Raw genomic sequence first — 19448 nt, forward strand, 5'->3', positions numbered from 1 at the left:
ACGATCACTCCGCAGCCATCGGTTCTGCAGCCGGCAGGCCTGCCTCTTTGGCACTTACTCTTTCTTTCCGCGCGGCCTCGCGATAGGAGCGGCGTCGGGCAAGGTGGTGCTGTGCCGTGCCGACAATGCCCTTCGGCATGAGCAGCGTGACGAGCACGAAGAGCCCGCCAAGCGCGAAGAGCCAGAATTCCGGGAAGGCCGCGGTGAAGATGCTTTTTCCTCCATTGACGAGGATGGCGCCGATGATCGGGCCGATCAACGTGCCGCGCCCGCCGACCGCCGTCCAGATGACCACCTCGATCGAATTGCCGGGTTCGAACTCGCCGGGATTGATGATCCCGACCTGCGGCACGTAGAGCGCGCCGGCGACGCCGGCCATCATCGCCGAAACCGTAAAGGCGAAGAGCTTCAGGTGCTCGACGCGGTAGCCGAGAAAGCGGGTGCGGCTTTCCGCATCGCGCAGCGCCACCAGGACCTTGCCGAACTTGGAGCGCACGATCCCTGATGTGACGACAAGCGAAACGGCGAGGGCCAGTGCGGAGGCGGCAAAAAGCACGGCGCGGGTTCCGGCCGCCTGGATGTTGAAGCCGAGAATATCCTTGAAGTCCGTCAGCCCGTTGTTGCCGCCGAAACCCATGTCGTTCCTAAAGAAGGCGAGCAGCAGCGCGTAGGTCATCGCCTGGGTGATGATCGACAGATAGACGCCGTTGACCCGCGAGCGGAAGGCGAACCAGCCGAAGACGAAGGCGAGCAGGCCCGGCACGACGACGACCATCAGCGCCGCGAACCAGAACATGTCGAAGCCGTACCAGAACCACGGCAGCTCATTCCAGTTCAGGAAAACCATGAAATCCGGCAGGAGCGGATTGCCATAGGAGCCGCGGGCGCCGATCTGGCGCATCAGGTACATGCCCATGGCATAGCCGCCGAGCGCGAAGAAGGCGGCGTGCCCGAGCGAGAGAATGCCGCAAAAACCCCAGACGAGATCGAGCGCCAGCGCCAGCAGCGCGTAGGTCAGATATTTTCCGAACAGCGAGACCAGATAGGTCGGCACGTGCAGCGGGTGATCCGGCGTCGTCAGGAGATTGAGCGCCGGAATGACAAGCGCGAGGCCGAGCAGGATCGCGACGGCGATGATGATCGTGCGATCGAGAGACTTGATGAGGAAAGAGGTGATCATGCTTCCACCGCCCGGCCCTTGAGTGCAAACAGCCCGCGCGGCCGCTTCTGGATGAAGAGGATGATCAGCACGAGCACGAGGATCTTGCCGAGCACGGCGCCGGCATAGGGCTCGATGAATTTATTGAGGATGCCAAGCGAGAAGGCACCGACGAGCGTGCCCCAGAGATTGCCGACGCCGCCGAAGACCACGACCATGAAGCTGTCGATGATGTAGCCCTGGCCGAGGTTCGGCGAGACGTTGTCGATCTGCGAGAGCGCCACGCCCGCCATGCCGGCGATGCCGGAGCCGAGCGCAAAAGTCAGCGCATCGACCACGGGCGTGCGTATGCCTATCGAGGAGGCCATGCGCCGGTTCTGCGTGACCGCGCGCATCTGCAAGCCCATCGGTGTTTTCTTCAGGAGGAACAGGAGACCGGCAAAGACGGTGAGCGCGAAAACAATGATCCAGAGACGGTTCCAGGTGACCGTCAACCCGCCGAGGTCGAAGGCACCGGACATCCACGACGGATTGCCGACCTCCCGGTTGGTGGGACCGAAGATCGAACGCACCGCCTGCTGCAGGATCAGCGATATGCCCCAGGTGGCAAGCAGCGTTTCAAGCGGGCGACCGTAGAGGAAACGGATGACGCCTCGCTCTATCGCCAGTCCGACGGCACCGGTCACCAGGAAGGCGAGCGGCAGCGCGATCGCCAGCGACCAGTCGAAAAGACCGGGAAAGGACGTGCGGATGATCTCCTGCACGAGAAAGGTCGTATAGGCGCCGAGCATCACCATCTCGCCATGCGCCATGTTGATGATGCCCATGACGCCGAAGGTGATCGCAAGGCCGATTGCGGCGAGCAGCAGCACCGAGCCGAGGGAGAGCCCGTACCAGATGTTCTGGCCGGCAGCCCAGAGCGCCTGGCTTTGCTCGATGCTGGCGAGCGCCGCCTCGATATCCGCCTTCAACGTCTCGTCGGCCGTGCCTAGGGCGGTCGAGAGAATGGAAAGCGCCTCGCGGCTGCCGCCTTGCTTCAGAATTTGAACGGCCTGTCGCTTCTCCTCGCCGGGACGGTCGGAGGTGAGGATCGCCGTCGCGCGCGCCTCTTCGAGCAAAACACGGATAGCCGCATCCTTCTCGGAGGCGAGCGCGTTTTCGATGGTCGGGAGCGCATCCGCGTTGGGTGCCTGCTTGATAGACTGCGCGGCCTTGAAGCGCTGATCGCGATCGGGGCTCAGCAGCGTCAGGCCGCCGAGCGCGGTGCGCACGGCACGGCGCACGCTGTTGTTCACCTTGATCTTCTGCAGCGCCCCCTTCGGCGCCTCGCCGGCGCTCTCGCCGGAAAGCGGATCGGTCAGCGTCAGGTTCGCCCCGTCTTCACGCGTCAGGAATACCTGGCCGTCGGCCTTGCGGGCATAGAGGTTGCCGTCGCCCAGCGCTTCGAGGACCGGCACTATCTTGGGATCGCCGCTCTTTGCGAGTGCCGCGATATGTTCGTCCATGTTGGAGAGCTTCGCCGTGCCGAGCGCGTTCACCAGGTCGCGCAACGACTCGTGCGCCCTCAGTCCCGCGGTCGGGGTCGCGGTCAACAGGATCAGGGCCACAAGCACGGTTTGTAAGATGCGATACATTCGCCCCTCGCACGGTTTCCGCGTCGGTTCGCGGCGCGGCATCGGTGAAAATGCCCCTCCGTCCGAATGGACGCTTTCGGACGGAGGGTATTTCGATCTATCGGTTCGTCATGAAAACGGCGTTGTCGAAGAAGGCCGATATGGTCTTTTCCGAGAACAAGTGCTTCGTCATGAAATCAGGAACCCTTGCCGCCGCATTTTCCCGTGGCGATGTTGAAGTTGCCGCAGGACATCGGCGCCCGCCAGTCGGCGATAAGATCCTTCGAATCCGGCAGGTAGTCCGACCACTCGTCGCCGACGACCAGGCCGGGCGTCTCCCAAACGGTTTCGAACTGACCGTCCGACTGGATTTCGCCGATCAGCACCGGCTTGGTGATGTGGTGGTTCGGCATCATGGTGGAATAGCCGCCGGAAAGGTTCGGCACGGAAATGCCGACCATGGCGTCAAGCACGGCGTCGGTGTCGGTGGTGCCGGCCTTTTCGACCGCCTTCAGCCACATGTTGAAGCCGATATAGTGGGCTTCCATGGGGTCGTTGGTCACCCGCTTGTCGTTCTTGGTATAGGCCTTCCAGGTCTTGATGAATTCGGCATTGGCCGGATTGTCGACCGATTGGAAGTAGTTCCAGGCGGCAAGGTGGCCGACGAGCGGGCCTGTGTCGAGGCCGGCGAGTTCTTCCTCGCCGACCGAGAAGGCGACGACCGGAATATCTTCGGCCTTGATGCCCTGATTGGCGAGCTCCTTGTAGAACGGCACGTTGGCGTCGCCGTTGATCGTCGAGACGACGGCGGTCTTCTTGCCGGCCGAGCCGAACTTCTTGATGTCGGAAACGATCGTCTGCCAGTCGGAATGACCGAAGGGCGTGTAGTTGATCATGATGTCCTCGGGCTTCACGCCCTTGGAGATCAGATAGGCTTCGAGGATCTTGTTGGTGGTGCGCGGATAGACGTAGTCCGTGCCGGCGAGCACCCAGCGCTCGACCTCTTCGTTCTCCATCAGATAGTCGACGGCTGGGACCGCCTGCTGGTTCGGCGCCGCGCCGGTGTAGAAGACGTTGCGCTGGCTTTCCTCACCCTCGTACTGGACCGGGTAGAAGAGGATAGAGTTCAGTTCTTCGAAAACCGGCAGCACGGATTTGCGCGACACGGACGTCCAGCAGCCGAAGACGGCCGAAACCTTGTCGACGGAGATCAGCTCGCGGGCTTTTTCGGCAAAGAGCGGCCAATCGGAAGCGGGGTCGACGACGACCGCCTCCAGCTTCTTGCCGAGAATCCCGCCCTTCTTGTTCTGCTCATCGATCAGCATGAGCATGGCGTCCTTGAGCGTCGTTTCGGAGATCGCCATGGTGCCGGAAAGCGAATGAAGAATACCGACCTTGATCGTGTCGTCCGCCGCAAAGGCGCCATTGAACGCGGTCGTCGAAAGGGCGGCAGCAAGGAATGCGCCGCAAACGCGTGCCCTGATAGTCATCGGATTGAACCCCTCTTGTTCTGGTCGCGCAACGGGACGGTCGTTCTCCTTGGCCGTTGCTTGAGGGATCATCGACGAGTGGAGCTGCCCTGCACATACGTCATTCTACGTAGGTGCAGGGGGGAAGAAGGAAGTCGTGGCAATTCCGACGCAGGAGGTGTCTGCCGCGGATCGCCACCGTGGCAGACACGAGAAATGTGAGGGCAAGCGGTGGTTCGGACCACTCACAAAAAGCTCGTCACCGCCGGTGGCCGGTCCCAGGCATCGTTTCGCCCGTCCTCGTAGATGATCGGGGCATTCGCCAGCTCCTCGTCGGTGGCATCGTCGAGGCAGGCGATATTCACCGCGTGGAACGGGCCGCCCAGCATCTCGAAATCGGCGCTGGCGAACGGGTGGACGCCGCAGTGCCGGCAGAAAACGTGGTGGATCGAGCGCTCGCCGAAGCGATATTCGGTGAGGGCCTCCTCACCGGAAAGCAAGGAGAAATCCTCAGGCGTGACGAAGACTTTCCAGAATCGCGTCTTCAGACAAAACGAGCAGTTGCAGCGGAATGTCGACGTCCACCACACGCCGGGCCGCGCCGGCGTCGAGCGCTCCCTTTCCGGCGCAAGGTCGAGATTTGCGGAAAAGCGTACTGCCTGGCATTGGCAGCTCCCGTGATAGGTCTTCTTCATTCCATGGCCTCCTTCTGGGCAAAGACATAGGCAAGAAGCCGGTCCATGCACTCGCCCCAACCCTCCATGTGAGAATCGCGGCTTTCGACGGTCGGGAATGGTGCCTGGTGGAAAGTAAGCCGCGTGCCGCTCTCGACCTCGTCGAAGGTGACCGTAATCAGTGTGTCCATCGCGTCCTCCTCTTCCCAGGCGAAAGTGAACACGATGCGGCTCGCCGGCACGATCTCCCGGTAGGTGCCGTGCGCCCAATAGTCCTGCCCTTCCGGCGAGCGGATGCAGCTGCGCCAGGTGCCGCCTTCACGGAAATCCGCGGTGATGCTGGGGACGGTGAAGTCCTTCGGACCCCACCAACGCGCCAGATGTTCGGTTGCGGTCCAGACCTTGAAGACAAGGCTGCGAGGCGCGGCGAAAACGCGCGTGATGGTAAGGGCAATCTCTTGCTTGCGGGACGGGGCATTCATCGGCTTCTCCCTTCGTTAGCAGCTCTGGCGTCAGTCATGACCGGATTTGCCGTTGCGCTGGAGTTCATGGAGATAGCTGTCGAGCCGGTCGAAGCTGCCCTCCCAGAACTGGCGGTAGCGCTCGACCCAGTCGGCAATTTCCTTCAGCGGCGCCGCCTCCAGCCGGCACGGGCGCCATTGGGCGTTGCGGCCCCGCGATATCAGCCCCGCGCGCTCCAGCACCTTCAGATGTTTGGAGACGGCAGGCAGACTCATGTCGAACGGGGCCGCCAGCTCGTTCACCGTCGCCTCGCCGGCGGCAAGGCGGGCGATAATGGCGCGGCGGGTCGGGTCCGCCAATGCCGACAAGGTGCTGCTCAACCGGTCCATACTTATTTAACTCAGCAGTTAATTAACCTAACGGTTTATTGCAGGAGAGCAGCCTGCTGTCAAGGGCGGCGCTATCACCGACGCCGATCCTGGAGGCGGCGATGTTTTCCGCAATGCAGCAATTTCGCGAGCCGTCCGTCTGTGTTACCAAAGCAAGACGGCGCTGCCGGGAACAGACAAACGACACGAGGCACCATGGCGGCACGCCAGCGCATCATTCCCGTTCGACGAGAATACAATCGCTGGGTCGCCAACCAGACGCTCGAAGACTACGCCCTGCGCTTCACAGCGAAAAGCGCGCGGCGCTTTTCCTCCGAGCGCATCTCGCAGACGGCGATCGGCGCGATTTCCTTCCTTGCACTGGAAGCGATCGGCGGCGCGATCACCATGTCCTACGGCACGACGAACGCGATCGTCGCGATCCTGGTCGCGAGCGTGATGATCCTGCTCGTTGGCCTGCCGATCAGCCGCTATGCCATCCGCCACGGCGTCGACATCGACCTTCTGACCCGGGGTGCCAGTTTCGGCTATATCGGCTCGACGATTACGTCGCTGATCTACGCAAGCTTCACCTTCATTCTCTTCGCGATCGAGGCGTCGATCATGTCCGGGGCACTGGAGCTTGCCCTCGGGATCCCGCTGTGGATCGGCTATATCGTCAGCGCTGTCGTGGTTATCCCGCTCGTGACACACGGTGTCCGCCTCATCAGCAGGTTCCAGCTGATGACGCAGCCCTTCTGGATCGTGCTGAACATCCTGCCCTTCGCCTTCATCGCGTTCGCCGATTGGGAAAAAGTGGGGCTCTGGCTTGCCTATTCCGGCATCCACCACACCTCCGGTCCGTCCGGCACCGTCGCGCCGTTCAATCTCCTCGAATTCGGCGCCGCCTCCGCTGTGATCTTCGCGCTGATGGCGCAGATTGGCGAACAGGTCGACTTTCTCCGCTTCCTGCCGCCGGACGGCCAGAGGAAGCTGCATCACCGCATCGCCGTCTTTCTCGCAGGCTCCGGCTGGGTGATCGTCGGCGCGCCGAAGCTGCTGGCCGGTTCGTTTCTCGTCGTGCTGGCGCTCAGCGCCGGCGTACCCTCGACGCGCGCCGCCGATCCGGCGCAGATGTACTACACCGCCTTCGGCTACATCTTTCCGTCGGATACGGCCGCACTCCTGCTGATGGTCGCCTTCGTCGTCATCTCGCAACTGAAGATCAACGTGATGAACGCCTATGCCGGGTCGCTCGCCTGGTCCAATTTCTTCTCGCGGCTGACCCACAGCCATCCCGGCCGCGTCGTCTGGCTGGTCTTCAACGTCGCGATCGCGCTCCTGCTGATGGAACTCGGCATCTATCGCCTGCTCGAGGAAACGCTCGGAATCTTCTCGATCATCGCCATGGCCTGGCTCTGCACGATTTCGGCCGATCTCTTCGTCAACAAGCCGCTGGCCTTGTCACCACCCGGCATCGAGTTCAAGCGCGCCCATCTTTACGACATCAATCCCGTCGGCCTCGGCACCATGGGTATCTCGGCGATCCTCGCGCTGACAGCCCATTTCGGCGCCTTCGGCGATATCGCCGCCTCGCTTGCCCCCTATATCGCGCTCGTCACCGCCTTCATCGTCTCGCCGCTGATCGCCTGGTGGACGGAGGGCAAATTCTATCTCGCCCGCAAGCCACGCAAGAGCTGGTTTCGCGAAAGCGAGATCACCTGCTCGATCTGCGAGCACCCGTTCGAGCCGGAAGACATGGCCTGGTGTCCGGCCTATGCCGCGCCGATCTGCTCGCTCTGCTGCTCGCTCGACAGCCGCTGTCACGACATGTGCAAGCCGAAAGCGCGGCTGAACACCCAGATCGCGACGGTCGCAAAGGCGATCCTGCCCGAGGCGGTGACCCAAAAACTCGCCACGAGGCTCGGCCGCTACGCGATCTCCGCCGTCCTCTCGATCACAGGCATCGGCATCATTCTTGCGATGATCGCCCATCAGACGACCGCCGCCTCGCCCGAGACCGCCGCCGTCGTCGAGCGGACAGTGGCGATCGTCTTCTTCGTCTTCGCCATCTTTGCCGGCGTCGTCTCATGGTTCTATGTGCTCGCCCACGACAGCCGCGTGGTCGCGGAGGAAGAGTCCTCCCGCCAGAACACGCTGCTCCTGAAGGAGATCGCCGCGCACAAGAAGACCGACGCGGCGCTTCAGAACGCCAAGGAGGCGGCGGAAGCGGCAAACCGGGCGAAGAGCCGCTATGTCGTGGGCTTGAGCCACGAACTGCGCACGCCGCTCAATGCCGTGCTCGGCTATGCGCAGATCCTCGAACGCGACGAGACCATACCGCCGTCAAGGCAGGGGGCGATCAAGGTAATCAAGCGGAGCGCCGATCACCTCTCGGGTCTCATCGACGGCCTGCTCGATATCTCCAAGATCGAGGCCGGCAAGCTGCAGGTCTATTCCAACGAGATCAACATTCACGATTTCCTCGACCAGATCGTCGATATGTTCCGCCCGCAAGCGCAGGCCAAGGGCATTGCCTTCGAACACAACCGCGTGGCGTCACTGCCGCGATACGTGCGCGCGGACGAGAAGCGGCTCCGACAGATCCTCGTCAATCTCCTGTCGAATGCGCTGAAGTTCACCGAACGCGGCCGCATCCGCTTCGACGTCGGCTACCGCAACCAGGTTGCCACCTTCACGATCGAGGATAGCGGCCGCGGCATCAGCGACAAGGACCTGCCGCGAATCTTCGATCCGTTCCAGCGCGGCGAGGCTGAACATCGCATGCCCGGGCTCGGGCTTGGCCTGACCATCACGCGCCTCCTGACGCAGACGCTCGGCGGCGAAATCTCCGTGACCAGCGAAAAGGACAAGGGCACAGCCTTCAGGATCCGCCTGATGCTCTCCGCCGTCGACCGGCCAGCGGCGCTCAACGACCCGGTGCGCCGAATCCGATCCTACAAGGGCGCCCGCCGCACCGTTGTCGTCGTCGACGACAACGCGGATCATCGCGATCTGATGCGCGAAGTGCTGGTCCCGCTCGATTTCGTGGTGCTGGCGGCGGCAGGCGGCCAGGAGTGCCTGACGCTCATCGAAGACATCAAACCCGACCTGTTCCTGATCGACATCTCCATGCCGGGCATGAACGGCTGGGAACTGGTGACGCAATTGCGTGAAAGCGGCCAGACGGCACCGGCGATCATGCTGTCGGCCAATATCGGCGATGGATCGACCGCCGGCGCCGCAGGCGGCCACAACGACACGCTCGCCAAGCCCTTTGGCGTCCGCCAGCTCATCGACAAGCTGGCGATCCATCTCGGCCTCGAATGGATCCATGAGGACGATGGCAAGAACGCCAACGGCAGCACCGATCCTGTGACCAATCCCGGACACCACCACGTGGAGGAGTTGATCCGGCTCGGCGAAATCGGCTACGTCAGGGGCATCGAGGCGAAGCTGACGGAGATTGCCCTGAACCCGGAGAACCAGGCCTTTGCCGAGGCGGTACGCGCCTATGTGCGGGCCTTCGACCTCTCGGGCTACGACGCCTTCCTGAAACGGCTGACGGCAGAGGAGGCCGGCACACGTGGCTGACCCCGCCAATCCTCGCGATATCGTTCTGCTGGTCGACGATTCGCCGGAGGCCCTGGGCTTCCTGACTGAAGCACTGGAACAGTCCGGCTTCTCCGTGCTGATCGCCACGTCCGGCAACGCCGCCTTGAATATTGCCGACCGCATCACCCCCGACATTATCCTGCTCGATGCCGTGATGCCTGGCATGGACGGTTTCGACACCTGCGTCAGGCTCAAGGCGAACGCCTCCGTCTCCCAGGTTCCGGTGGTCTTCATGACCGGGCTCACCGAGACGGAGCACGTGGTGCGTGCACTTGAGGCGGGCGGCGTCGACTATCTCACCAAGCCGATCAATATCGATGAACTGAGGGCCCGCATCCGCGTCCACCTCTCCAATGCGCGTTCCGCCCAGAGCGCGCGGGTTGCGCTCGATGCGGCCGGGCGCCACCTGCTTGCCGTGCGCGGCGACGGCGGCGTCCGCTGGTCGACGCCGCAGGCGACGCGCCTCGTCAATGCCGCCACAGGCAGCGACGACGGCCTTGCGGTCGTCACCGCGCGCATCGCCGAATGGATGCTGCAGCGCGAAAAGCATGGCTCCGGTCAGGCCAGCTTCACACTACAGCAGGCGGGGCAGACGGGCTTGCAGATTTCCTATCTCGGCGCCGTTGGCTCCAACGAATATCTCTTCCGCCTGACCGCCGAGAACGGCATGAGCGACGACGAGATGTTGCGCCAGCATTTCCTGCTGACGCAGCGCGAATCCGAGGTGCTGCTGTGGATCGCCAAGGGCAAATCCAATCGCGACATCGGCGAGATCCTCGGCTTGAGCGCCCGCACCGTCACCAAGCATCTCGAACAGATCTACGTGAAGCTCGGCGTCGAAAACCGAGCCTCCGCGGCGGTCAAGGCGACGCAGGTCCTGCACGGGATCTGATGGCGGCCAGCAGCCGCGATTTTCCAAAAAAGAGCGCGGTCTGCGAAAACAGACCGCGCCAAACTGCACTTGCGTGCAGGCTTGCCCGGGAGGCAACTTATTCGGCGGGCTGGACGACCGCCGGGATGGTTTCGACGGCAGGTGTTTCACCGCCGAGCACGGCAGCAAGCTGCCCGCGGTCCAGTTCGCCTTCCCACTTCGCCACGACGATAGTGGCGACCGCATTGCCGATGAAGTTGGTGATCGCCCGGCATTCCGACATGAAACGGTCGATGCCGAGGATCAAGGCCATGCCGGCGACGGGCACGGCCGGAACGACGGAGAGCGTTGCGGCGAGCGTGATGAAGCCAGCGCCGGTGATGCCGGCAGCCCCCTTCGAGCTCAGCATGGCGACGAGCAGCAGCAGGATCTGGTCGCCGAAGGAGAGCGGAATATCGGTCGCCTGCGCGATGAAGAGCGCGGCAAGCGTCATGTAGATGTTCGTGCCGTCGAGGTTGAAGGAATAACCGGTCGGGATGACGAGGCCGACGACCGAACGCTTGCAGCCCGCCTTCTCCATCTTGTTCATCAGGCCCGGCAGCGCCGCTTCCGAGGAGGACGTTCCGAGCACGAGCAGCAGTTCTTCCTTGATGTAGCGGATGAGCGCGACGATCGAGAAGCCGTTGTAGCGTGCGACCGCGCCGAGCACGAGGAAGACGAAGAGGAAGGAGGTGAGATAAAAGGTACCGATAAGCATGGCGAGGTTGGCGATCGACGCCACGCCGTACTTGCCAATGGTGAAGGCCATGGCGCCAAACGCGCCGATCGGGGCGGCCTTCATCAGGATCGCCACCAGGCGGAAGATCGGCAGCGTCAGGGCATGGAGGAAGTCGACTACCGGCTGGCCCTTGTCGCCGACCATGGCGAGCGCGATGCCGAACAGCACCGATATGAACAGCACCTGCAGGATGTCGCCGTCGGCGAAGGCCGCGACAAGCGTCGTCGGAATGATGTTCATGAGGAAGCCGGTGATCGACTGCTCATGTGCCTTTTCCGTATAGGTCGTGACCGCCTTCATATCGAGCGAGGCGGGGTCGATATGCATGCCGGAGCCAGGCTGGACCACATTCGCGACCACGAGACCGACGACGAGCGCGAGCGTGGAGAAGGTCAGGAAGTAGATCATCGCCTTGCCGGCGACGCGCCCGACCTTGGCAAGATCGGTCATGCCCGCAATACCGGTCGCGACCGTCAGGAAGATGACCGGCGCGATGATCATCTTGACGAGCCTGATGAAGGCGTCGCCGAGAGGTTTGAGCTCCGTGCCGATATCCGGATAGAAATGCCCGAGCAGAATGCCTGCGGCGATCGCCGCGAGGACCTGGACATAAAGATGCCGATACAGGGGTGTCTTGCCGCGGACCTCCGCGGAATGTTCGATGATCATGATATCCTCCACGAGGGCCCAGTCCGGCAACGCGCCGGGCCTCCCAGGCCATTTTCCGAAGAACGACAGCACCCGGCTGCCATGCGGAGGTAATTGCAACGGGCGTGCCAGATTCGGCGCGCACGAATAACGTCTTGATTCTTAACCCGTTTATATTTGACCCTTGGAGAACTCACGCCTGGATGAGCGGAAATCCGCACAGACGAATTGGCACGCTGAGCGAAAAGATGCACAATGCCGCGATGACTGTTCCCGACAAAAATGAGCTCGGCATTCTTCAGCGTCGCGCCCGGAGACTCTGGCTCGCCTTTACAGTGGTAGCGCTCGCGCTCCTCTCGCTCGGCTTCCTGGCGGCCGGCAAGTACGGCCGCTCGGAGGCGCTCCGTGTCTTGGCCGACCAGAGCCAGATCGACGCCAGCCTCAAGGCGGCGCTGTTGCGCGCCGTCGTCGAAAAACAGCGCGCGCTGCCGCTGGTGCTCGCCGACGACACGGCGATCCGTCAGTCGCTCCTGTCGCCCGACGCGCGCTCGCTCGACCAGATCAACCGCAAGCTGGAGGAGCTTGCCGCAAGTGCCGGCGCCGCGGTCGTTTATCTGATCAGGCTGGACGGCATCGCGGTCGCCGCCAGCAATTGGCGGGAGCCGACGAGCTTCGTCGGCAGCAACTATGGCTTTCGCGACTATTTCCGGCTGGCTATCCGCGATGGCAACGCGGAGCATTTCGCCATGGGGTCGGTCAGCAAGCGCCCGGGCCTCTATATTTCCCGCCGGATCGACGGACCGGCGGGCCCGCTCGGCGTCATCGTTGCCAAACTCGAATTCGACGGCGTCGAAGCGGATTGGGCAAGCGCGGGCAAGCCGGCCTATGTCACCGACCGCCGCGGCATCGTCCTCATCACCAACCTGCCGTCCTGGCGCTTCATGACGACGAAGCAAATTCCCGACGAGAGGCTGGCGGCGATCCGCGAAAGCCTGCAGTTCGGCGACGCGCCTCTGTTGCCGCTGCCGTTCCGGCAAGTCGAAGCCGAGGCCGACGGCTCCTCCACCCTCAGCGTGCTGCTCCCTGGCAGCCGCCCCGAGATGTTCCTGCGTGTCGAGACGATGGTGCCATCGACGAATTGGCGGCTGGAACAATTGTCGCCGCTGACCGCCACGCTGTCCGGGGGCGCACGCGAAACAAGGCTGCAGATGCTCGCGATTCTGGTGCCGCTGTTGGCGCTTGCGGCCTTTCTCATGCGCCGGCGCCAGTTGGTCGCCTTGCGTTCGGCGGCCGAACGCGCGGCACGCAACGAGCTCGAGGCGCGTGTCGAGGAGCGGACGCGCGATCTCACCATGGCCCGCGATCGCCTTCAGACGGAAATCGCCGACCATCGGCAGACGACCGAAAAATTGCAGGCGGTTCAGCAGGACCTCGTGCAGGCCAATCGGCTGGCGATCCTGGGGCAGGTCGCCGCCGGCGTTGCGCATGAAATCAATCAGCCCGTCGCGACGATCCGCGCCTATGCGGATAACGCCCGCACCTTCCTCGATCGCGGCCAAAGCGCGACAGCGGCGGAAAACCTGACCAGCATCGCGGAACTTACCGAGCGCGTCGGCACAATCACCGACGAGCTGCGCCGCTTCGCCCGAAAGGGAAACTTCGTCGCCGAGCCGACCGAAATGCGGGATGTCATCGAAGGGGCCATGCTCTTGCTTCGCAGCCGCTTTGCCGGCCGCATGGATACGATCAAGATCTCTCTTCCTCCGAACGGCCTGCAGGTCATGGGCAACCGCATCCGTCTGGAACAGGTGGTGATCAATCTTCTCCAGAACGCGCTGGAAGCACTCGGCGACGCCGAGAACGGCGAGATCAAGGTACGCTGCACAGAGACCGACGGCCGCATCGAGCTGGCGGTTGCCGACAACGGCCCCGGTATTCCGGAGCATGTTCGCGATGAGCTTTTCACACCCTTCAACACGTCGAAGGACGAGGGGCTCGGCCTCGGGCTGGCGATCTCCAAGGAAATCGTCGCCGACTATGGCGGCGACATCGCGGTCGAGACCAGCACGTCCGGAACGACGTTCACAGTCCATTTGAAGAAGGCTCAAGCGCAATGAGCGACGCCGCTTCCGTTTTCCTGATCGACGACGACCGCGACCTGCGCAAGGCGATGCAGCAGACCCTGGAGCTTGCTGGCTTTGCCGTCTTCCCCTTCGCCAGCGCGGTCGAAGCCCTTGGCGCCCTCAGCCCCGAATTCGACGGCGTCATTATCAGCGACATCCGCATGCCGGGTCTCGACGGGCTGGCCTTCTTCCAGAAGGTGGCGGCGCTGGATCCGGACCTTCCCGTCATTCTGGTCACCGGGCATGGGGACATTCCGATGGCGGTCCAGGCCATCCAGGATGGGGTCTATGATTTCATCGCTAAGCCCTTTGCCGCCGATCGGCTCGTCCAGAGCGCGCGGCGCGCCGAGGAGAAACGCCGCCTGGTAATGGAAAACCGTGCGCTGAGACGCGCGGCGGAAGCGGCCTCCGACAGCCTGCCGCTGATCGGCCAGACGCCTGTCATGGAGCGGTTGCGGCAGACGTTGAAACACATTGCCGACACCGATGTCGATGTGCTGGTCGCGGGCGAGACCGGCAGCGGCAAGGAAGTGGTCGCGACGCTCCTGCACCAATGGAGCCGGCGCAGGACCGGCAATTTCGTGGCGCTGAACTGCGGCGCGCTCCCGGAAACGGTGATCGAGAGTGAACTCTTCGGCCACGAGCCGGGCGCCTTCACCGGAGCCGTCAAGAAGAGGATCGGTCGGATCGAGCATGCAAGCGGCGGCACGCTGTTCCTCGACGAGATCGAGGCGATGCCACCGGCGACCCAGGTCAAGATGCTGCGCGTTCTGGAGGCGCGCGAAATCAACCCGCTCGGCACCAACGAGACACGCCCGGTCGACATCCGGGTCGTTGCCGCCGCCAAGGTGGACCTTGGCGATCCCGCCGAGCGCGGCGACTTCCGCGAGGATCTCTACTACCGGCTGAACGTCGTGACGCTTTCGATTCCGCCGCTGCGCGAACGACGCGAGGACATTCCGCTGCTCTTCTCGCATTTCCTGACGCGCGCCGCGGAACGTTTCGAACGCGACGTCCCGTCGATCTCCCCGGCTGTCCAGCATCACCTCATGTCACATTCCTGGCCCGGAAACGTGCGCGAACTGTCGCATTTCGCCGAGCGCGTGGCGCTCGGGGTGGAGGGAAATCTCGGCAACCCGGTCCCGCCGGCAGCGGAGGCCGGCGCATCGCTTCCCGAACGGCTGGAACGCTACGAGGCCGAGATCTTGAAAGAAGCCCTGACGGCGCATCGGGGCGACGTCAAGGAAACGCTTGAAGCGCTCGGCATTCCCCGCAAGACCTTCTACGACAAGCTGCAACGCCACGGGATCAACCGGGCGGATTATGCCGGGCGAACATTGGCCAAGGATGGTGAATTCTAGACTACGATGATCTGGGGTCGGGTCGACCTAAGATCATAATCGTGATCGAATCTAATAAGCTGGAGCGGGATAGGGGTGGAAACACACACTTTTCCGCATCCCGCTCCAGTGGCCGAGCTTACCGCAATATCGGTCCCATCGTTTCGGCGCGCGGCTTCACGCGCGTGAGTTCGGTCGCGCCGAACGGCAACGGCGACAGCGGTCTCTTCGTGACCTTGCCGTCGGCGATGGCGAGCACGTTGTCGTAGAATTGTTTGCCCGTCTTGGATTTCGGCGGGACGGCGGCGTGCATGATGCTGATGACGATTACACCGGGGCACTCATCCTTGATTGTTTGATGGAACGTGATCGCCGCCTCGCCGTCGAGGGCGCTGGTCGGCTCGTCCAGGAACAGCAGACCCGGACGATGCAGGAGGATGCGCGCAAGCACGAGCTTCTGTTTCTGGCCGCCGGAAAGAAGCTGGTCCCAGGTTTGCGTCCCACGCCCCTCCCCGGCGAGATCACCGGCGAAATCGAAAAGGCCGGCCCTGGAGAGCGCCGCTGCGACTTCCCGGTCGTTATGGGCATCGCCCTCTTCGGGCAGGCAGATCAGTTCCTTCAATGATATTGGCGGCAGCTTGACCTCCTGCGCGGCGAAAAGCGTCCGCACGTGTCTGGGCAGTGCGACCGAGCCGCGGCCATGCGGCCACAGACCATTGATCGCCTTGAGCAGGGAAGACTTGCCGCTGCCGGATCTACCGACGAGAAGTGTCCATTCGCCTGGGTTGAAGTGAAGGTAGCCTGTCGCAAGGAAGGGCAAGTCGGCGCCCGGGTGCATCAGTTCGAGGCGCTGGATGGTCAAGCCAATCTCGCGATTCTGCCGGACGCAGCTTAGCTCCGACCGGCCGGTGCGGGCATAGAATGCGCACGGCTGCTGCACGTCCTCTATCGCCTTTGCGAGATCGGTGATGCGCCCTGCATTGGCCCTGAGCCGGGCTATGTCTGGCATGACATGAATGAACCACGAGCAATCGTTGATGATGGCATTAGCGAGCTCCGCCCCTGTCACATAGCCGCGCAGGCTGATCTTGCTCTCGGCATAGGGCAGCAGACCGGGCGCATAGGCGATGACGCGCGAGCCGATGAAATTATAGACGAGCTCGAAGCCCATATAGCAAGCCGTCAGAATGTTCAGGCTCGACCAGGTTTGGTCGATTTCGCGATAGCGCCGGCTGTGGATGCGCTTCTGCACTCCCTCACCTCGCGAGGCCGCGACATGGAAGCTGCGGTGGAGCAGCGTTGTGAGCTCGCGGCGGTAGCTGCCTTCGGCCGATTGCATTCTGACGTCCAGCCGCTGCTGAATTGCACCGATCTTGACTGCGAGAAACGTGCTGATGGGAACATAGGCCGCGACGGCGGCAAGTGTCAGACAGGCGCTGCCGTAACTGCCAAGGAATTCCAGTCCGCCAACCTCGGTGGAGCTTTCGATGATTCTCCCACCAACGAAGAAAAGCGACAGGGTGACGCCGCCGATGCCCATCGCCAGTCCGATGGCCCCGCCGGTCATGCCCTTGATCGACTCCTGGATGCGCTGGTCTATGTTATCCGGCATCCCTCCGGCCATCGGAGTCGCCTCGGACGCGCCGCGCAGCAAGTGAAGATGTGTATGGTTGCGGCTGAGCAATGCGTCGTTAAAGCGCTCGTCAAGCCAGGCGCGCCATTTGCGATGCAGCATCGTCGAGAGGAAGTGCCGGACCGCGGTGAACCCGGCTTCCTTCAGCAGGACGATCGAGACCATCGTCGCCGCGCTTGCGAGAATGGAACGGAGTGTCGTCGGATTCTGCGGATGGTGGAGAAAGGCAATCGCATTGACGAGTTCGCCCGAGGCATCGGCAAACCAAACGCTCGACAGCGCCGAAAACGCCGTCAGCACGACGATGATCGCCGCCAGGGCCCAAGCTTCCCGCCACCTGTCGGAGAACCAATAGGCCCACATCAGACCCCAAAAGCTCCGCATTTGCGACACGGGAGTAAGCTGCGGTTGCTTCTTCCGCTTGCGGCTCCGCCAATGCGAGGCCTTCTCTCCGAGCTCTGGAATCAGGACACTCTCCTTATTCAGTACAGCTAATATTCACTAGACTGCACAGAAGCGCACCGATGCCGAACGGTTTTCCACAAGAATAGCCTTAGGCGCATTCGTGATCCGATTTAGCGCGCGCCGAATAAGAACCGCCCGCCGAAGCTCAAAAAACCATCTTGACGCCACGCCGATAACCGGCACTATTTGCACCATTCACCAGGGGGGTCCCGGCAAGGGGCTGAGATACTGCTAAAGCGCGCAGTGACCCGTTGAACCTGATCCAGTTCATACTGGCGTAGGGACGGTGCGGACGTGCGACAGCCAGGATTCCGATTTTCGCGATCCATCGGCGTAGCGTCTTTTCATCCTTCCGGCTTCAGAACTGGGTCTCCAACGCATAAACTTTGGAGCCTCACGATGAACATTATCAATCCGCCGCGCACGACGCCCTCGGTCACGCAGGGTCCGCTTCCCGCCTCGCAGAAAGTCTACAAGGCCGGCGAGATCCATCCGCAGATCCGTGTGCCGATGCGCGAGATCGCGCTGCATCCGACGTCCGGTGAGCCGCCGGTCACCGTCTATGATTCTTCCGGCCCCTATACGCTCGACGATGCGGATATCCGCATTGATCGGGGCCTGCCGCAGCTTCGCCGCGACTGGATCCTTGGACGCGGTGACGTCGAGGCCTATCAGGGTCGCAGCGTCAAGGCGGAGGACAACGGCTTTGCGACGGGCGAAAAGCTGACCCCTGAATTTCCCGTTCGCCGGGAACCCTGGCGGGCAAAGGCGGGACAGGCGGTCACGCAGCTCGCCTATGCCCGCGCCGGCATCATCACGCCGGAAATGGAGTTCATTGCGATCCGCGAGAATCTCGGCCGCAAGGCGGCGAAGGAGGCGCTGACGCGCGACGGCGAAAGCTTCGGCGCTTCGGTCCCCGATTTCGTCACGCCCGAATTCGTTCGCCAGGAAGTGGCAGTTGGTCGGGCAATCATTCCGGCCAACATCAACCATCCGGAATCCGAACCGATGATCATCGGCCGCAATTTCCTGGTGAAGATCAACGCCAATATCGGCAATTCCGCCGTCACCTCGTCGATGGCCGAGGAAGTGGAGAAGATGGTCTGGGCGACGCGCTGGGGCGCGGACACCGTCATGGACCTTTCGACCGGCCGCAACATCCACAACATCCGCGAATGGATTATCCGCAATTCGCCCGTGCCGATCGGCACCGTCCCCCTCTATCAGGCGCTCGAGAAGGTGAACGGCATCGCCGAGGATTTGACCTGGGAGGTCTATCGCGACACGCTGATCGAGCAGGCCGAGCAGGGCGTCGACTATTTCACCATCCATGCCGGCGTGCGGCTGCACTACATTCCGCTGACCGTCAACCGCGTCACCGGCATCGTCTCGCGCGGCGGTTCGATCATGGCCAAATGGTGCCTGCATCACCACCGCGAGAGCTTCCTCTACGAGCATTTCGAAGAGATCTGCGACATCTGCCGCGCCTATGATGTCTCCTTCTCGCTCGGCGACGGCTTGCGTCCCGGCTCGATCGCCGATGCCAACGACGCCGCGCAGTTCGCGGAACTCGAAACGCTAGGTGAACTGACGAAGATCGCCTGGGCAAAGGACTGCCAGGTGATGATCGAAGGCCCCGGCCACGTGCCGATGCACAAGATCAAGGAAAACATGGACAAGCAGCTTGCCGTCTGCGGCGAGGCGCCCTTCTACACGCTGGGGCCGCTGACGACCGATATCGCGCCCGGCTACGACCACATCACCTCGGGCATTGGCGCGGCGATGATCGGCTGGTTCGGCACCGCGATGCTCTGCTACGTGACGCCGAAGGAGCATCTGGGGCTGCCCGACCGCGACGACGTGAAGACGGGTGTCATCACCTACAAGATCGCGGCGCATGCCGCCGACCTCGCCAAGGGTCATCCGGCGGCCCGCATTCGCGACGACGCGCTTTCCCGCGCGCGTTTCGAATTCCGCTGGGAAGACCAGTTCAATCTATCGCTCGATCCGGAAACCGCGCGCAGCTTCCACGACGAAACCCTGCCGAAGGAAGCACATAAGGTCGCACATTTCTGCTCCATGTGCGGCCCGAAATTCTGTTCGATGCGGATTTCCCACGACATCCGCGCCGAAGCGCAAAAGGAGGGCCTCGAGGCGATGGCAGCCAAATACCGCGATGGCGGCGATCTTTATATGCCGGTCGGCGAAGAAGCGCAGCCAGGAGAATAGG

13 protein-coding genes and 1 riboswitch are annotated in these 19448 nt (G+C 62.7%); of the genes, 5 read left to right on the top strand and 8 right to left on the bottom strand.

The features are described from left to right. Nucleotides 1-4: 4 nt before the first annotated feature. The 6 genes from urtC to ILFOPFJJ_RS17275 all read right to left on the bottom strand — a co-directional run bounded on the left by urtC (nucleotide 5) and on the right by ILFOPFJJ_RS17275 (nucleotide 5766). Nucleotides 5-1180, bottom strand: coding sequence for an urea ABC transporter permease subunit UrtC (urtC, locus tag ILFOPFJJ_RS17250; protein ID WP_173511794.1), 1176 nt, complete (start codon nucleotides 1178-1180; stop codon nucleotides 5-7). Beyond that, nucleotides 1177-2793 (bottom strand): urea ABC transporter permease subunit UrtB, encoded by a 1617-nt coding sequence (gene urtB / locus ILFOPFJJ_RS17255; protein WP_173511795.1) that lies wholly within the window; start codon nucleotides 2791-2793, stop codon nucleotides 1177-1179. The genes urtC and urtB overlap by 4 nt, the downstream gene beginning before the upstream one ends. A gap of 176 nt (nucleotides 2794-2969) precedes the next feature. Beyond that, nucleotides 2970-4262 carry an urea ABC transporter substrate-binding protein gene (urtA, locus tag ILFOPFJJ_RS17260; RefSeq protein ID WP_173511796.1) on the bottom strand — a complete coding sequence of 431 codons (1293 nt, stop codon included), beginning with the start codon at nucleotides 4260-4262 and terminating at the stop codon, nucleotides 2970-2972. 224 nt (nucleotides 4263-4486) lie between these two features. Beyond that, entirely contained in the window at nucleotides 4487-4936 is a 450-nt protein-coding gene (locus ILFOPFJJ_RS17265) for a GFA family protein (protein WP_173511797.1), read from the bottom strand. Continuing rightward, nucleotides 4933-5397 (bottom strand): SRPBCC family protein, encoded by a 465-nt coding sequence (locus tag ILFOPFJJ_RS17270; protein WP_173511798.1) that lies wholly within the window; start codon nucleotides 5395-5397, stop codon nucleotides 4933-4935. Before ILFOPFJJ_RS17270 ends, ILFOPFJJ_RS17265 begins: the two co-directional genes overlap by 4 nt. Nucleotides 5398-5427: 30 nt before the next feature. Beyond that, nucleotides 5428-5766, bottom strand: coding sequence for an ArsR/SmtB family transcription factor (locus ILFOPFJJ_RS17275; protein WP_173511799.1), 339 nt, complete (start codon nucleotides 5764-5766; stop codon nucleotides 5428-5430). 195 nt (nucleotides 5767-5961) lie between these two features. Here ILFOPFJJ_RS17275 and ILFOPFJJ_RS17280 point away from each other — a divergent pair, with 195 nt between their 5' ends. Both ILFOPFJJ_RS17280 and ILFOPFJJ_RS17285 read left to right on the top strand, forming a co-directional pair. Continuing rightward, entirely contained in the window at nucleotides 5962-9339 is a 3378-nt protein-coding gene (locus ILFOPFJJ_RS17280; protein WP_173511800.1) for a hybrid sensor histidine kinase/response regulator, read from the top strand. After that, a complete protein-coding gene (locus ILFOPFJJ_RS17285) occupies nucleotides 9332-10252 on the top strand; it encodes a response regulator (protein WP_173511801.1) in 921 nt (306 codons plus the stop codon). The genes ILFOPFJJ_RS17280 and ILFOPFJJ_RS17285 overlap by 8 nt, the downstream gene beginning before the upstream one ends. Nucleotides 10253-10349: 97 nt before the next feature. Here ILFOPFJJ_RS17285 and ILFOPFJJ_RS17290 read toward each other — a convergent pair whose 3' ends face one another. Further along, nucleotides 10350-11678 (bottom strand): dicarboxylate/amino acid:cation symporter, encoded by a 1329-nt coding sequence (locus tag ILFOPFJJ_RS17290; protein WP_173511802.1) that lies wholly within the window; start codon nucleotides 11676-11678, stop codon nucleotides 10350-10352. A 227-nt stretch (nucleotides 11679-11905) separates the two neighbouring features. Here ILFOPFJJ_RS17290 and ILFOPFJJ_RS17295 point away from each other — a divergent pair, with 227 nt between their 5' ends. Both ILFOPFJJ_RS17295 and ILFOPFJJ_RS17300 read left to right on the top strand, forming a co-directional pair. Beyond that, nucleotides 11906-13774 (top strand): sensor histidine kinase, encoded by a 1869-nt coding sequence (locus ILFOPFJJ_RS17295; RefSeq protein WP_173512480.1) that lies wholly within the window; start codon nucleotides 11906-11908, stop codon nucleotides 13772-13774. Further along, a complete protein-coding gene (locus tag ILFOPFJJ_RS17300; RefSeq protein ID WP_173511803.1) occupies nucleotides 13771-15141 on the top strand; it encodes a sigma-54-dependent transcriptional regulator in 1371 nt (456 codons plus the stop codon). The genes ILFOPFJJ_RS17295 and ILFOPFJJ_RS17300 overlap by 4 nt, the downstream gene beginning before the upstream one ends. Nucleotides 15142-15259: 118 nt before the next feature. Here ILFOPFJJ_RS17300 and ILFOPFJJ_RS17305 read toward each other — a convergent pair whose 3' ends face one another. Next, nucleotides 15260-17137 carry an ABC transporter ATP-binding protein/permease gene (locus ILFOPFJJ_RS17305; RefSeq protein ID WP_173511804.1) on the bottom strand — a complete coding sequence of 626 codons (1878 nt, stop codon included), beginning with the start codon at nucleotides 17135-17137 and terminating at the stop codon, nucleotides 15260-15262. Nucleotides 17138-17408: 271 nt separating this feature from the next. Then, nucleotides 17409-17520, top strand: a riboswitch (TPP riboswitch). A gap of 97 nt (nucleotides 17521-17617) precedes the next feature. On the opposite strand from ILFOPFJJ_RS17305, the gene thiC reads away from it, so the two are divergent. Beyond that, nucleotides 17618-19447, top strand: a complete 1830-nt coding sequence (thiC, locus tag ILFOPFJJ_RS17310) for a phosphomethylpyrimidine synthase ThiC (RefSeq protein WP_173511805.1) — start codon at nucleotides 17618-17620, stop codon at nucleotides 19445-19447. Nucleotide 19448: the final 1 nt, after the last annotated feature.

Source organism: Sinorhizobium psoraleae (genome assembly GCF_013283645.1).
Lineage (GTDB): Bacteria > Pseudomonadota > Alphaproteobacteria > Rhizobiales > Rhizobiaceae > Sinorhizobium > Sinorhizobium psoraleae.

Excerpts from the sequence above, each read along its gene's own strand:
- ILFOPFJJ_RS17265 (WP_173511797.1), bottom strand. The coding sequence starts at position 4,936 with ATGAAGAAGACCTATCACGGGAGCTGCCAATGCCAGGCAGTACGCTTT.
- ILFOPFJJ_RS17290 (WP_173511802.1), bottom strand. The coding sequence starts at position 11,678 with ATGATCATCGAACATTCCGCGGAGGTCCGCGGCAAGACACCCCTGTAT.
- thiC (WP_173511805.1), top strand. The coding sequence starts at position 17,618 with ATGAACATTATCAATCCGCCGCGCACGACGCCCTCGGTCACGCAGGGT.
- ILFOPFJJ_RS17300 (WP_173511803.1), top strand. The coding sequence starts at position 13,771 with ATGAGCGACGCCGCTTCCGTTTTCCTGATCGACGACGACCGCGACCTG.
- ILFOPFJJ_RS17270 (WP_173511798.1), bottom strand. The coding sequence starts at position 5,397 with ATGAATGCCCCGTCCCGCAAGCAAGAGATTGCCCTTACCATCACGCGC.
- ILFOPFJJ_RS17295 (WP_173512480.1), top strand. The coding sequence starts at position 11,906 with ATGCACAATGCCGCGATGACTGTTCCCGACAAAAATGAGCTCGGCATT.
- ILFOPFJJ_RS17280 (WP_173511800.1), top strand. The coding sequence starts at position 5,962 with ATGGCGGCACGCCAGCGCATCATTCCCGTTCGACGAGAATACAATCGC.
- urtC (WP_173511794.1), bottom strand. The coding sequence starts at position 1,180 with ATGATCACCTCTTTCCTCATCAAGTCTCTCGATCGCACGATCATCATC.
- urtB (WP_173511795.1), bottom strand. The coding sequence starts at position 2,793 with ATGTATCGCATCTTACAAACCGTGCTTGTGGCCCTGATCCTGTTGACC.
- ILFOPFJJ_RS17305 (WP_173511804.1), bottom strand. The coding sequence starts at position 17,137 with ATGCGGAGCTTTTGGGGTCTGATGTGGGCCTATTGGTTCTCCGACAGG.
- ILFOPFJJ_RS17275 (WP_173511799.1), bottom strand. The coding sequence starts at position 5,766 with ATGGACCGGTTGAGCAGCACCTTGTCGGCATTGGCGGACCCGACCCGC.
- urtA (WP_173511796.1), bottom strand. The coding sequence starts at position 4,262 with ATGACTATCAGGGCACGCGTTTGCGGCGCATTCCTTGCTGCCGCCCTT.